Below are 13661 nucleotides of genomic sequence, written 5' to 3'. Positions count from 1 at the left end.
ACGGTAGGTCCGCCGAGCGGGGCATCTCCATGACCGCTCAGGTGATCCTGTCCGCGCGCCCCGGCTGTCGCGGTGTTTCCGCAGCTCAGCGATATCGATCTCGTTGCGCCGGGAGCCGGGCATGTGTATTACCTAAAGTGTGGGATCGGTGGTCGGCAAGCGGATCAACGGGCGGACCTACTACTACTTCGTCGAGTCGGCGAGGGTGGACGGGCGGCCCCGGATCGTGGCGCAGCGCTACCTCGGTTCGGCCGAGGAGATCGCGGCGGCGGTCGACGGTGGCGGCGGGATGCCGGAGTCCACCCGGCAGCTGACCTTCGGTGATTCGGCCGCGGTCTGGGGCACCCTGGAGCGACTCCAGGTGGCGCCCGCGATCGACGAAATCGTGGGACGGCGCAAGGTTTCCGTCGGCAGGTACCTCGCGTTGGCCGTGCTGCAGCGGGCCGTCGCGCCGTGTGCGACGTTGGCGGACTGGTGGGCCGAGACAGCGGCGGAGCGGTTCATCCGGCCGAGGTTCGCGGCGGAAACGGTGCGGGATGAGCAGTTCTGGCAGGTGACCAGAAGGCTGACCCGGACCCAGCTGGAGCGGATCGAGGAGGAGGTGGTCTCCCACATCCGGCTCGACGCGCCGGTCACGCTGGCGGTGGACATCCCGAACTTCGCTACCTACGCCGAATCGGACACCGCGGACGCGGCGCTGGCCGGGCTCAGCGCGGTGGTCACGAGGGATGGCGCCATCCCGCTCGTGTCCCATGTCTACCAACGAGGTGTGCCGTTCGGGGTGGCCGCGTCGCGGCTCGCGGCACGGCATCGCGGTGAGGTCACCGTGGTGTTCGACGCCGGGCAGCAGGCGCAGCTGGACCTGGACGCGGGGCGCCATTTCGTCGGTGCCTTGCCACTCGCGGACTTTCCGGAGCTGCTCGTCCGTCCCGCCTCGGTGCGGCGGCCGGTGGATCCGGACCGGTTCGCGGGGCTGACGGCGCTCGACACGCACGCGACGGTGTCCGGGGTGCGGCGGCGGGTTGTGCTCACCCATTCAGCGCGGTTGCACGCCGCTCAGGTTCGGGGGTTCGCGCAGGCGTTGAGCACGGCCACCCGGCAGCTCGACGGTCTGGCGCTCGCACTGGAGGCGGGCACCAACCGGCGCACCAGGGAACAGCTGCTCACCGAGCTCGCCCGGATCACGCGGGTGCGCTGGGTGGACAGGGTTCTGACAGCGCGGCTGACCGGCGGTAAGCCCGGTGAGCTGCGGTTGGAGTATCGGATCGACGAAGCCGCCCGCGCGCGGCTGGACGAGGAGCTGTTCGGAAAGCAGTTACTGGTGACTGATCACGACGACTGGTCGGTGCTGGACGTGATCACCGCGTACCGGGCGCGCTACCACCTGGATTCGACGTTCCGGATGTTCCACGGTTCGTTCGTCGCCGCGCCGGCGCCGCGGTGGGACTGGACGGAGCAGCGGATCGCCGTGCACTCGCTGGTGAGCACACTGGCGGCGGCGGTTACCCACCTCATGCGGCAGGAGGCCGACCGCGCCGGTCTCGACCTTTCCGTGCGGGAGCTGCTCGAGCAGCTTTCGCGGATCGGGGAGACGGTGCTGCGGTATCCGTCCACCGGCGGGCGCCCGCGGACGCGGCGGGTGCTCACGTCGCTGAGTGGGAGTCAGCGGCAGTTGTTCGAGTTGTTCAACCTGGAGGCATATGCGCCGTGACCCGCGGCCCGACGAAGGCACCGGCGGCCACGAGCACACTGCCGACGAGCACCAGCCAGGCGCCCGCGCCGATCAGGCTGAGGTCCTTGTGGAACAGGCCGATCACCCCGGCCACGTGGATGCCGAGCATCAGCGTCGCGCGTGAGCCGAAGACGGTCCGGTACCACCAGAGGTTCTCGCGAGTGAGGTCCTTGCGCCGGATCCCGCTGAGCAGGAAGGCCGATTTCTTCCCGCGCAGGGCACCGAGCGTCCATGGCAGCGGGTTGACCAGCTGCACGAACACCACGAGGTAACCGAGGAAGATCGCGTAGGTGCTGCTCCAGCCACCAGAGCCGGTGCTGTCCGCGGCGAGCTGGGTGATGTCGGTGAAGTAGTCCGTCTGGCCCATGAGCGTCAGCCACGGCAGCGCGAACAACCCGACGAGGATCAGGACGATCCCGGCAACCGCCGGGATCGCGCCGAGCCCCGGCAGCGTCAACGGCCCGGGTTTGAACGGCATGCCCTGCCCCGGGTAGCCCTGTGCCGCATAGCCCGGTGCCGGATAGCCGAGTCCTGGAGCACCCGGTGCCGGATAGCCCTGCCCAGGGGAGCCCTGCGCGGGGAAGCCCTGCGGAGAGCCATGCGCGGGGGAGCCCTGCGGATAGCCCTGCGCGAGGGAGTCCGGCGGCGGATAGCCCTGCGCGGGGGAGTCCGGCGGCGGATAGCCCTGTCCAAGGGAGCCCTGCGGCGGGTAACCCTGCGCGGGGGAGCCCGGCGGCGGATAGCCCGTTCCTGGAGAACCCTGTGTCGGGTAACCCTGCCCCGGAGAGCCAACACCGGGGGAGCCCTGCGGATAGCCCTGCCCGGGGAAACCCTGCGCCGGATAGCCCGTCCCTGGCTGGGGGTGCGCGGGATACCCCATCCCCGGCGCGGCTTGGCCCGAGTAGCCCATCCCCGGGGCGGCCTGCCCTGGATAACCCGGCCCTGCGTCACCGCCCCCGGTGGTGCCGGGTGCTGGGTTGCCCGGCCCTGCATAACCTGATGGGCCCGGGAAGGCTGGCGGCGCACCCGCACCCGCACCCGCACCCGCACCCGCACCCGCACCCGCACCCCCATCCGCGCTCGGTGCGGCGGGGTGAGAGCCCGTCCCCGGCTGGGGATAGGGCGGCTGCTCCTGTGGATAACGCTGTGGCTGTCCTTGCGAATAGCCCTGCGGCTGCCCGCCGTCCCCCGGAGTCGTCATGGTCGGGACCTTACCCAATCCGCCCCACGACACGACGGAAAAACTCAGGTCGCGAGCCACACGGTGGTGTCGGTGGGCAGCTTCCCGTTGTCGAGCGGGGTGCTCGCCAGGAGCACTCGCTCGTGTTCGGGCAACGGGTACGGGACCGGCGAAAGGTTGGCCACACACAGGAAACCCTCGCCGCGGCGGAAGGACAGCACGCCGTCCGGACTGTCCACCCAGGACAGTTCCCCGGTACCGATCTGCCGCCGCTGGTGCAGCGCCTCGCGGTACAGGGAGAGCATCGAGTTCTCGTCGGCGTCCTGGGCCTCGGCCGTCAACGTGCTCCAGTGCGCCGGCTGTGGCAGCCACGGCGTGCCGGTGCTGAACCCGAACGGCGGCCGCTTTCCGTTCCAGGGCAAGGGAACCCGGCAGCCGTCGCGACCTCGGTTCTGGTGCCCGGAACGTTCCCACTTCGGATCCTGGAGCACTTCCTCCGGCAGGTCCTCGACCTCCTCCAGGCCCAGCTCCTCACCCTGGTAGTGGTACACGCTCCCGGGCAGCGCATCCATCAGCAACAGCGCCGCCCGCGCCCGCCGGAGGCCGAGGTCCCCGCCGCCATACCGGGTCACGTGGCGGATCACATCGTGGTTCGACAGCACCCACGTCGCCGGCGCGCCGACCGACGACATCGCGGCGAGGCTGGTGTCGATCACCTCGCGCAGGCTCGCCGCATCCCAGGCGCAGCGCAGGAAATCGAAGTTGAACGCCGTGTGCAACTCGTCCGGCCGGACGTATCTGGCCAGCCGCTCGGGGGTCGCCACCCAGGCCTCCGCGACGAAAATCCGGTCCGGCCCATAGGCTTCGCTGATCCGGCGCCACGACCGGTAGATCTCGTGCACCTCCTCCCGGTCCCAATGCGGGTGGTCGAGCCGGTCGGTCGGCAGCACGAGTTCGGAAACTCCCAGCGCCGGCAACCCTTTCTGCTTCGCCAGGCCGTGCGCGACGTCGATACGAAAGCCGTCCACGCCGCGGTCCAGCCAGAACCGCAGGATGTCCTCGAACTCCGCGACCACCTCGGGATGCGCCCAGTTCAGGTCCGGCTGGGTCGGGTCGAACAGGTGCAGGTACCACTGGCCGTCCCCGACCTGTGTCCACGCCGGACCGCCGAACACGCTCCGCCAGTCGTTCGGCGGCTCATCGCCGTCGCGGAAGATGTATCTGTCTCGCTCCGGCGACCCAGGTCCCGCGGCGAGTGCGGCCTGGAACCAGCGGTGCCGGTCCGAGGTGTGGTTCGGCACCAGGTCGATCAGCACGCGCAGGCCGCGCCCGTGCGCCTCGCTGATCAGCGCTTCGGCCTCGCGCAGTGTGCCGAACAGCGGGTCGATGTCCCGGTAGTCGGCGACGTCATAACCCCCGTCGGCCATCGGGGACGGGTACCAAGGCGTGATCCACAACGCGTCGACGCCGAGTCTTTCCAGGTACGGCAACCGGGAGCGGATTCCGGCTAGATCGCCGACCCCGTCGCCGTCGCCGTCGGCCAAACTGCGGATGTAAATCTGGTAGATCGCCGCGCTGCGCCACCACTGCGAGCTGTCCGCCACGGAGGCCCCTTCCGCTTCGGCTGCACAGCCAAAGCGTAACGGGACGATCGAGGCGCGTAAGGGTTCTCGCGGGTTGTGCACCCAGGTGGCCCAACCATTCCCATCCGGCCACAGTGGACGGTCAGGGCGCCTTGCCTGGACCACAGCCTCGCACGCGCCCGCACGGAACCCCGTGCAGGTCGAACCGCAGGTTTGTCTTTCACGAAGTGCGGGTAAGCAAGATTCAGACTCAGGCCGGTGCCGCCGCTCCGGCCCTGCCGGGCGGCGTGACCGTAGTGCCCCCTCCGGTCACGCCGCCTCCGTCTTCACCGTTGCCGCTCCGCGTCCGCCCGGTCCGATTCGGACTCTTTCTCCTCACGGCTGTGTCGTCGCGGCTCGGCTTCCTTCCGCTCGGCCAGTGCCGGGCCGCCCCATTTGCGGTCTTCCTCGTTCTCGTCGAAACGATGCTTGCCCATCGCGCCTCCTGGGGTCACCGTCCGCCCGGAATTCCCGTCGGCGCCCGATTTGAAACACCTCCGCGCCGGGCTGTCACCCCGGCAACGACTTCAGCGCCTGCTCGATGTCGGCCCAGAGATCGTCGGGGTGTTCCAGTCCGAAGGACAGCCGCACGAGGTCCGGGGTCACGCCGGTCGCACGCAGGGCCTCGCCCCGCAGATGCCGGTGCGTGGTCGACGCGGGATGCATCGCGACGGTTTCGGTGCCGCCGAGCGAACCCGCGTTCAGGATCAGGCCGAGTTGGCCCATGAACTGCTCGGCGCCCGCCACTTCGAAGGACAACGTGCCGCCGTACCCGGACAGCAGCCTGCTCGCCCGGCGGTGGCTCGGATGTGACGGCAGCCCGGGGTGGTGCACCACCGACACGGCCGGATGGGCGGCCAGCCGGTGCGCGATGTCGCTCGCTGTATTCACCTGCCGCTGCACCCGCAACGGCAGCGTTTTCAGGCCCCGCAGGGTCAGCCACGCCGTGAACGGGTCGATCACCGAGCCGAGTTTGATCGCCTGCGCCCACGCCTTCTCGTACGGCTCCCGCTCGGCGAACACCGCCACCCCCGCGACCAGATCGTGGTGCCCGCCGAGGTACTTCGTGGCCGAGTGCACCACGACGTCGGCACCGTATTCGATCGGACGGCACAGCATCGGCGTCGCGAACGTGTTGTCGACGATCGTCGTGAGGCCGGCGGAATGGGCGGCGCCAAGCAGGTTCGGCAGATCGGGCACATAACCGGTGGGGTTGGCGATCGTCTCCAGCAGCAGGACGCGGGAGTTCGGCCGCAGCGCGGCGGTGAACTCGTCGAGGTCGTGCCCGGCGATCCAGGTGACCTCCACGCCCCACTGCGTCGCGAGGTTGTTCAGCAGCCCGGAAGTGCCGCCGTACACGGCTTTCTGGGCGATCACGTGGTCACCGTGGCGCAGCGCGCCGAACAGGCTCGCGCTGATCGCGCCCATCCCCGACGCCGTGGCGAGCGCGACCGTGCCGCCCTCCAACGCGGTGACGGCCTCTTCCAACGCGCGCGAGGTCGGGTTGGTGTAGCCGCTGTAGAAATGCGCCCCGGAGGGGCTACTCATCGCCGACGCCATGGCGGCCGGATCGTCGAAGGCGAAGTTGGCGGTCTGGTAGAGCGGCACGGTGACCGGACGGCCTTCGATCTGGTCGGGAACGGGCAGCCGGAGCGTTTCGCGATGCGTCATGCCTTCACTCTGGCGGCGGAAAACCGCTTGCCACAGAGCCAATCCCGGGATATTGGTTTGCCGGTGAGGCCACTTGACCTTGTCGCGCGCCTCGGCCGCTGGTCGGCCGGGCGCGGGCCCCTGTACGTGCTGCTGGCCGCCCGGCTCCGGCGGATGATCGACGACGGCGAGCTGCGTCCCGGTGACGCGCTGCCACCGGATCGCACGCTGGCGGCCGCCCTCGCTGTCGGGCGCACCACCGTGGTCGCGGCGTACGACCTGCTCAGCCAGGAGGGCCGGATCGTCCGCAAACAGGGCAGCGGCACCAGGGTCGCGCCGGCCGCCGTGCCGGGCGGGGCCTCGATGGAGACGTCGAACCCGCTGTTCCTCCACCTGCTCGAACCGCCGGACGACGTGGTCCTGTTGACCTGCGCTTCCCCGAACGCGATGCCGAAGGTCGTGGCGGACGCGTACGCCAAGGTGCTGTCCGTGCAGGACGGGATGGGCTACTACCCGGCAGGGCATCCGGCGTTGCGGCGCGCGCTCGCCGAGCGGTACACGCGGCGCGGGCTGCCGACGTCGCCGGAGCAGATCCTCGTCACGGCGGGCGCGCAGCAGGCACTGTCGCTGGTTGCCCGGATGCTGCTGACGCCGGGTGACCGAGTGCTGGTGGAAGCGCCGACGTACCCCGGCGCGCTCGAGGTCTTCCGCGAGTCGGCGGCGGTCCTGCGTTCGGTGCCGCACACCGACGCGGACGCGTTCGTCCGTGCACTCCAGGAGCGTCCCGCGCTCGCTTACCTGATCCCGACCCACCACAACCCGACCGGCGACGTGCTGCCTGCCCTGCTTCGCCGCCGGGTCGCCGAAGCCGCCGTCGCCGCCGGGGTGCCGGTGATCGACGACGAGGCGTTGGCCGACCTCGGGTCCGGCGACCTCCCGCCGCTGGCCGCCTTCGGCCGTGACGACCTGCTGCTGACCGTCGGGTCGCTGAGCAAGATCCTCTGGGGTGGTCTGCGCATCGGCTGGGTGCGCGCCGCCGAAGCGGTGGTCGCGCGGCTGGCCCGGTTCAAGGCCGTGCAGGACCTCGGCGGCGAAGTGTTCAGTCAGCTCGCCGCGGCCGAGCTGGTCGCGGGGTTGGAAGAGCACCGCGAGCGCCGGGTCGCCGAGCTGCGGGAACGCCACGACACGCTGTGCGCGGAGCTGACCAGGTTGCTGCCGGAGTGGCGGTTCCGGCCCGCGACGGGCGGCCAGACGGTGTGGGTGGAACTTCCGCGCGGGGACGGGATTTCCTTCGCCCAGCTGGCGTTGCGGCACGGCGTCGCGGTCCTGCCCGGCGGGGCGCTGGACGTCACCGGCGGCAGCACCCGCTGCCTGCGGATCTCCTTCCTCGCCACGCCGGAGGAGCTGACTGAGGCCGTCAGACGGCTCGCCGCGGCTTGGGACGCGTATGGGGTACCGGAGCCGTTGGCCGTGTAGCCGTCGCGCAAGGCGGGTACTTCCGGCATATGGGACCACTGCACGTCGCGCTCGTGGTGGACAGTGGCACCTTCGGCGCCGCCGAGCTCTACACCACCAGGCTCCTGCGACACCTGCCCGGCTGGGTGCGCCGCAGTCTCGTCGTCAACCAGGAGGTGGCGGGCCCTTTTCTCCGTGAGTTCGGCCCGGTGATGGACGTGAAGGTGGTCCCGCTCGCGAAGCACGCGTCGTGGGCGCCCGAGGCCGGAGCCGCGTTGGCGGACTTGGCGCCCGACGTGGTGCAGGTGAACCTGGCGGACCCGGCGAGCAACCTCGCGTTGGTGCGGGCGGCCGAATCGGTCGCGCCCACCGTCGCCACCCTGCACGGCGGCGGCGCGACGGACACGTTCCTGCCCGACGCCTGGCAGGCGTACCGGAACCTGGCGGGCGCGGTGGCGCCGACGAACACGCTGGTGGGCCTGCTGAAGAAGCTCGGCGTCCGCAACGCGCGCCGGATCCTGCCTGGCGTGGAGATCCCGGACGAGCCGGTGCCGCCGCGTCGCCGGACGCCGGTCGTGCTGGGGGCGATCGCCCCGCTGGTGCTCGAAGACGGGCTCGACCTGTTGGTGCGAGCCGTGGCCCAGCTACGCCGCCGCGGCCGTCCGATTCAACTGTTGCTCGCCGGATCCGGACCCGACCGCGCGGCACTGATCGAGCGCACCCGTGGCCTCCCGGTGCGGTTGCTCGGCCCGCTGCCCGACAGCTCGAAACTGTTGCGCCGCTTGGACATCTTCTGCGAGCCGGATCGGTGGGAAGCCCTGCCGTACCCCTTGCTGGAGGCGCTCGCGCACGGACTGCCCGCCGTCACCACCGCGATCGGCAGCACGATGGAGGTGCTCGCGGGCGCCGCGACGATCGTGCCGTCCGGCGACGCCGACGCGCTCACGGCCACGCTGGAGCGGCTTGTCTTGGACGACAAGCTGCGCGCGAAGCTGGCGCCGGCCGCGCGGGCGGTGGCGAGGCGGGAGTTCGACGTCCGGGTGAACGCCGCACGCACCGCCGAGGTGCTCGTCGAGTCCAGTGTGGACGGTGCGGCGATCGGTTCCGGCGACGGCTGAATCAGCGGTGCCGCACCGACTCCAGAAGTTCCCGCGCCACCTCGCGGAGCTTCCGGTTCTGCTGCTGGGACTGCTCGACCAGCCGGGCGAACGCGTCCTCCGCGCTCACCCCGTGCACCGCCATCAGCACGCCCTTCGCCTGGTCGATCTCGGCCCGCGAGGTCAGCGCGACCTCCAGGTGCCGCACCCGGTCGCGGGCGTGGTGCCAGCGGCGGGCGTTGCTGATCGCGGCCGACGCGGTGTTGGTGAACAACCGCATCAGGGTCTCGTCGAAGGGATCGAAGGCTGTGGCCGTGCGGCTGTACACGTTGAGCGCGCCGACCAGTTCCGGCTCGCCGTCGTGCGCGCTCTCCAACAGCAACGGCATCGACAGGTACGCGCGCACGCCCGTCGCCAGAGCCGCCTTCACGAACTCCGGCCAGCGTTCCTCGTCGTCGGCGACGACCGAGCGCACGGGCTCGCGCGTGGTGGCCGCGTGCAACGCGGGCCCGCTCTCGGCGGTGTACTGGGCGCCGTCGATGCCGATCATCTCGGAATCGGTGCTGGCCGCCGTGCGCGGGCCGCCGTCCGCGAGCACCGTCACACTGACCGCGTCCGCGTCGGAGATCCCCTTCACCGCGGTTTCCGCCAGCCGCAGCAACACCGCGTCCAACGGTTCCTCGCCGGCCACCTCGGCGCGCAGATCCTCCAGCGCGCCGGCGACTTCGTCCAGGCGGAGCAACGGCTCGGGCCGTTCGGGGGTGAGGCCGCTCATCTTCGATTCGCCATGTGTTCACGCCACTTTCGCGCCGTCCAACAGTTTCCGGCGCCGGATTCTTGACGCACGGAAAGCATACGTCGGGGCGCGCGTCGCCCGGCACGGACCTGCTCCCGGATGCTGGGAACGGATGCACTGTCCCGAGCACCTGCGGCATGGTGGCGTTTTGGTGCCCATTGCCGAGGAGTTGCCTGATGTCGCTGACTTTTCACTGGTTCCTGCCGACCTACGGGGACAGCCGGTATCTGGTGGGCGGCGGGCACGGCGTGGCGACGACGACGGCGGGTGGCTCCCGTCCCGCCACGCTCGGCTATCTCGGCCAGATCGCGCGCAGCGCGGAGCAGCTCGGATTCGTCGGCGCGCTGACGCCGACCGGCGCCTGGTGTGAAGACGCCTGGCTGTCCACCGCGATGTTGAGCGAGGTCACCGAGCGGCTGAAGTTCCTCGTGGCGTTCCGGCCCGGGCTCCTGTCACCGACGCTGGCCGCGCAGATGGCCGCCACGTTCCAGCGGCATTCCGGGCAACGCCTGCTGCTGAACGTCGTCACCGGCGGGGAAAGCCACGAGCAGCGGGCGTACGGCGACTTCCTCGACAAGAAGGCGCGGTACGAACGCTGCGACGAGTTCCTGTCGATCGTGCGGGCGCTGTGGCGTGGCGAGCGGGTCGATTTCGCCGGTGTGCATCTGCAGGTCGAGGGCGCGGAGCTGACGCGAACGCCCGACCCGGTGCCGGAGATCTACTTCGGCGGCTCCTCGCCCGAAGCGGGCGCGGTCGCCGCCCGGCACGCCGACGTGTATCTGACTTGGGGTGAGCCGCCGGCGCAGGTGGCCGAGAAGATCGAGTGGATCCGCGGGCTAGCGTCGGCCGAAGGGCGCAAGCCGCGGTTCGGGATCCGGCTCCACGTGATCGCGCGGGACACCGCCGAACAGGCGTGGGCGGAAGCCGAGCGGCTGCTGAAGGCGTTGGACGCGGAGACGATCGAGCGGGTACAGGGCGGGCTCGCGCGCAGCGAGTCCGAAGGGCAGCGCCGCATGCTCGCGCTGCACGGCGGTTCGAACGCGGACCTGGAGATCTACCCGAACCTGTGGGCCGGGGTCGGGCTGGTGCGCGGCGGCGCGGGCACGGCGCTCGTCGGCAGCCACGCCGAGGTCGCGGAGCGGATCGAGGAGTACCACGCGCTGGGCATCGACGAGTTCGTGCTCTCCGGCCACCCGCATCTCGAAGAGGCCTACTGGTTCGGCGAGGGCGTGCTGCCTTTGCTGGAGCGCAAGGGTTTGTGGCACCACCCCGCCGGCTCGTCGTCCGACGAACCGGCGGCGATCCCGTTCACCTCGTAGTCGAGAAGAACAGGTCCCGCTTGCGCAGCGCCAGCGTCGCGGCGGCACCGACGATGCCGGTGAGCACGAGGTAACCACAGGCCAGCCAAGGCGTTCCGCCGCCCGCCGCGAGCAGCGCGGTGACGAGCAATGGCGTCAGCCCGGACGCGTAGATCCCGGAAAACTGGTACACGAAAGACATCCCGGTGTAGCGCAGCCGCACCGGCGCGAGCTGCGCGTAGAGCGTGCCTTGCGGCGCGTAGAGCACCGAGTGGACCACACCGAGCAGCAGCACGAGCACGATCCCGACCAGTAGCGCGTTCCGTGTCTGGAAGGCGACGAACGCGGGGTACACCGAGAGCGCGTAGATGAGGGCGCCGATCGCGTACAACCGCCGTGGTGAAGCCGAATCGGCCACCCTGCCGAAGACCAGGAGCATCAGCGCCAGCACCACCGACGCGAGCATCACCTGCACCAGCACGGTGTTCCGCGGCAGTTTCAGCGTGGCCGTCGCGTAGGTGATGAAGAAAACGGCCCAGGTGTTGAACGCCGCGCCTTCGGACCAGCGCGAGAGCAGGCCCAGTATCGTGTTGCGCCGCGCGGTCCGGTCACGGAGCAGCTCCACGAACGGGATCCGCGCGGTGCCCTGCAGCCGCCGCATCCGCTCGAACGCCGGGGTTTCGTCCACCTTGAGCCGGATCACCAGCCCGACCACCACGAGCACCAGGCTCAGCCCGAACGCGATCCGCCAGCCGTAGGTGAGGAACTGGTCGTCGTCGAGCAGATTTCCCAGCAGGGCGAACAAACCCGTGCCGAGGCCCAGCCCGAGCGCGAGACCGAGCTGCGGCCAGGCGCCGTACCGGGCGCGTTTGCCGGGCGGCGCGTACTCGACCGCCATCAGCACCGCGCCGGCCCACTCGCCGCCGATCGCCAGGCCCTGGAACAGCCGCAGCAGCACCAGAAGCAGCGGCGCGAGGACGCCCACCTGCGCGTACGTCGGGAGCACACCCATCGCCGCGGTGGACAGGCCCATCACGACCATCGTGGTGATGAGCGTCCGCTTGCGGCCGATCCGGTCGCCGATGTGTCCGAAAAGGACACCGCCGATCGGGCGGGCGAGGAAGCCGACGAAGAACGTGACGAACGAGAGCATCGTCCCGACGAAGGCGTTCTCCGACGGGAAGAAAAGCTTGTCGAACACCACGCTCGCCGCGGTGCTGTACAGGAAGAAGTCGTACCACTCGACTGTGGTGCCGATCAGGCTCGACACCAGCACGGTACGCACGTTCGCGGTCTGGTCCGGGGCGGGGGCTTCGTCCAGATCGGTGGTCACCGCGCCGAACGTACCGGCGCTGTCTGTGATTTCCAGCAGCGTCCGCTATCTGGGAACTAAGTTTCCGTCCGGTCCACTTCCGCCCACAGGCTGGGCAGGTTCACCACGATGCCCTCCTGGCTGCTTCGGGCGATGATGACCACCGCGTCCTCTTCGCCGGGATTCTCCTCGCGGTGCGGGACGTACGGCGGCACGAAGATGTAGTCGCCGGGGCTGGTCTCCAGCCGGACCTCCTCGTCCCCCTCGGCGAAGACGAAGACCGGATGCCCCGATTTGACGTAGATCGCGGTCTCCGCCTCGCCGTGGTGGTGGTCCCCGGAGTTGGTGGCGGGGCCGACGTGCGTCTCGCCCATCCACACCTTTTCCGAGCCGACCGTCTTGCCGGACACCGCCTCCAGCCGCCGCATCCCGCTCGTCTGGTTCGTGTCCCCGCTCAACTCGCCGCCGCGGATGTGCCGCAACGGCTGGTGCCACTGGTCGCTCATCCGGCCATTGTGGCTCACGCGAAGGCGTTCACGCCCGTCAACTCGGCCGACATGGTCCACAGCCGGGCCGCCTGCTCCGGGTCGGTGGCCCAGTCGCGCACGCCGAGCCGGACCGCGGGGCGCGCGCCACCGATCCGCAGTTCCTCGTCGCCGGCGGGCTCGGCGATGTCGCAGTCCTCGCAGTACTGCCCGCCGAAGTCGTCGAGCTGCCGCGAGGTCGCGCACCAGACCTGGGTCGCGGCGCCTTGTTCGGGGGTCTTGAACGTGCTCTTCGAGTTGCCCTGCTCGTCGACCCACGAGCCGTTGGCGACCTGCTCGTCGGGCGGGAGGTAGCGCTGCAGCGGGGTGAGGATGCTGCCGGGGTGCACGGAGAAGGCGTGTACGCCGCGGTCGGCGAGCTTGTCCAGGTGCAGGGCGAACAAGGCGTTGGCGGTCTTGGCCTGGCCGTACGCCTGCCACTTGTCGTAGCCCTGCTCGAACCACGGGTCGTCCCAGCGGATGCCGGAGAAGTGGTGCCCGCGCGAGGAGACCGACACGACGCGCGCGCCGGGCGCGATGGCGGGCCAGAGGCGGTTCACGAGGGCGAAGTGGCCGAGGTGGTTGGTCGCGAACTGGGCCTCCCAGCCCGGGCCGACCCTCGTCTCCGGGCAGGCCATGATCGCGGCGCTGTCGATCAGGATGTCGATGGCGCGGCCGGAGGCGAGGAACTCGTCGGCGAACCGGCGGACGCTCTCCAGGTCGCCCAGATCCAGTTCGCGGACCTCGGCGTCGACCGCTTCGCGAGCGACGTCGGGGCGACGGGCCGGAACGACGACGTGCGCGCCCGCTTTCGCCAGCGCGCGGGTGGTTTCCAGGCCCAGTCCGGAGTAGCCGCCGGTGACGATCGCGAGCTTGCCGGACAGATCGATGCCGTTCAGGACCTCGTCCGCGGTGGTCTCCGCGCCGAAGCCCGAGCCGATTTTGTGCTGTGTCGTGGTCACGAAATCCGAGCCTAGGAGCTGGACCGCGCTCCA

Annotated in this window: 12 protein-coding genes; 4 read left to right on the top strand and 8 right to left on the bottom strand. The window is 70.3% G+C overall.

Features of this window, described 5'->3' with window-relative positions; translation table 11 throughout:
• Positions 1-139: 139 nt before the first annotated feature.
• Positions 140-1711: an IS1634 family transposase gene (locus FPZ12_RS14520; protein ID WP_144748367.1), complete on the top strand. Its 1572-nt coding sequence runs from the start codon at positions 140-142 to the stop codon at positions 1709-1711.
• On the opposite strand, the gene FPZ12_RS14515 is transcribed toward FPZ12_RS14520, so the two are convergent.
• From FPZ12_RS14515 to FPZ12_RS14505, 4 genes are all read right to left on the bottom strand, one after another.
• Positions 1686-2642, bottom strand: coding sequence for a hypothetical protein (locus FPZ12_RS14515; RefSeq protein WP_150980333.1), 957 nt, complete (start codon positions 2640-2642; stop codon positions 1686-1688). The genes FPZ12_RS14520 and FPZ12_RS14515 overlap by 26 nt on opposite strands.
• A 335-nt stretch (positions 2643-2977) precedes the next feature.
• A complete protein-coding gene (locus FPZ12_RS14510; protein ID WP_144757905.1) occupies positions 2978-4516 on the bottom strand; it encodes a glycoside hydrolase family 13 protein in 1539 nt (512 codons plus the stop codon).
• Between the two features lie 305 nt (positions 4517-4821).
• Complete coding sequence (locus FPZ12_RS45575; RefSeq protein WP_166462739.1) at positions 4822-4971, bottom strand: hypothetical protein; 150 nt, start codon at positions 4969-4971, stop codon at positions 4822-4824.
• 73 nt (positions 4972-5044) lie between these two features.
• On the bottom strand, positions 5045-6205 hold the full coding sequence (locus tag FPZ12_RS14505) for a trans-sulfuration enzyme family protein (protein WP_144757904.1): 1161 nt from the start codon (positions 6203-6205) through the stop codon (positions 5045-5047).
• 63 nt (positions 6206-6268) lie between these two features.
• Between FPZ12_RS14505 and FPZ12_RS14500 the strand changes: the two genes are divergently transcribed.
• Complete coding sequence (locus tag FPZ12_RS14500) at positions 6269-7660, top strand: aminotransferase-like domain-containing protein (protein ID WP_243769843.1); 1392 nt, start codon at positions 6269-6271, stop codon at positions 7658-7660.
• A gap of 29 nt (positions 7661-7689) precedes the next feature.
• Positions 7690-8757 carry a glycosyltransferase family 4 protein gene (locus FPZ12_RS14495; RefSeq protein ID WP_144757902.1) on the top strand — a complete coding sequence of 356 codons (1068 nt, stop codon included), beginning with the start codon at positions 7690-7692 and terminating at the stop codon, positions 8755-8757.
• A gap of 1 nt (position 8758) precedes the next feature.
• Here the strand turns inward: FPZ12_RS14495 and FPZ12_RS14490 are convergent, their stop codons facing one another.
• Positions 8759-9511, bottom strand: a complete 753-nt coding sequence (locus FPZ12_RS14490) for an ANTAR domain-containing response regulator (RefSeq protein WP_144757901.1) — start codon at positions 9509-9511, stop codon at positions 8759-8761.
• A 197-nt stretch (positions 9512-9708) separates the two neighbouring features.
• On the opposite strand from FPZ12_RS14490, the gene FPZ12_RS14485 reads away from it, so the two are divergent.
• On the top strand, positions 9709-10851 hold the full coding sequence (locus FPZ12_RS14485; RefSeq protein ID WP_144757900.1) for an LLM class flavin-dependent oxidoreductase: 1143 nt from the start codon (positions 9709-9711) through the stop codon (positions 10849-10851).
• Here FPZ12_RS14485 and FPZ12_RS14480 read toward each other — a convergent pair.
• Genes FPZ12_RS14480 through FPZ12_RS14470 form a run of 3 tightly spaced genes read right to left on the bottom strand, consistent with a single transcriptional unit; the run spans position 10841 to position 13628 of the window.
• Positions 10841-12163, bottom strand: a complete 1323-nt coding sequence (locus tag FPZ12_RS14480; protein WP_243769842.1) for an MFS transporter — start codon at positions 12161-12163, stop codon at positions 10841-10843. The genes FPZ12_RS14485 and FPZ12_RS14480 overlap by 11 nt on opposite strands.
• Positions 12164-12219: 56 nt before the next feature.
• Positions 12220-12648: a cupin domain-containing protein gene (locus tag FPZ12_RS14475; RefSeq protein ID WP_144757898.1), complete on the bottom strand. Its 429-nt coding sequence runs from the start codon at positions 12646-12648 to the stop codon at positions 12220-12222.
• Between the two features lie 14 nt (positions 12649-12662).
• Positions 12663-13628, bottom strand: a complete 966-nt coding sequence (locus FPZ12_RS14470; protein ID WP_144757897.1) for an SDR family NAD(P)-dependent oxidoreductase — start codon at positions 13626-13628, stop codon at positions 12663-12665.
• Positions 13629-13661: the final 33 nt, after the last annotated feature.

The sequence above is a fragment of the Amycolatopsis acidicola genome (genome assembly GCF_007713735.2).
In the GTDB taxonomy this organism is placed as follows: domain Bacteria; phylum Actinomycetota; class Actinomycetes; order Mycobacteriales; family Pseudonocardiaceae; genus Amycolatopsis_E; species Amycolatopsis_E acidicola.
The sequence above is the reverse complement of the archived record's forward strand: the minus strand, read 5'-3'. Positions and strand labels throughout refer to the sequence as shown.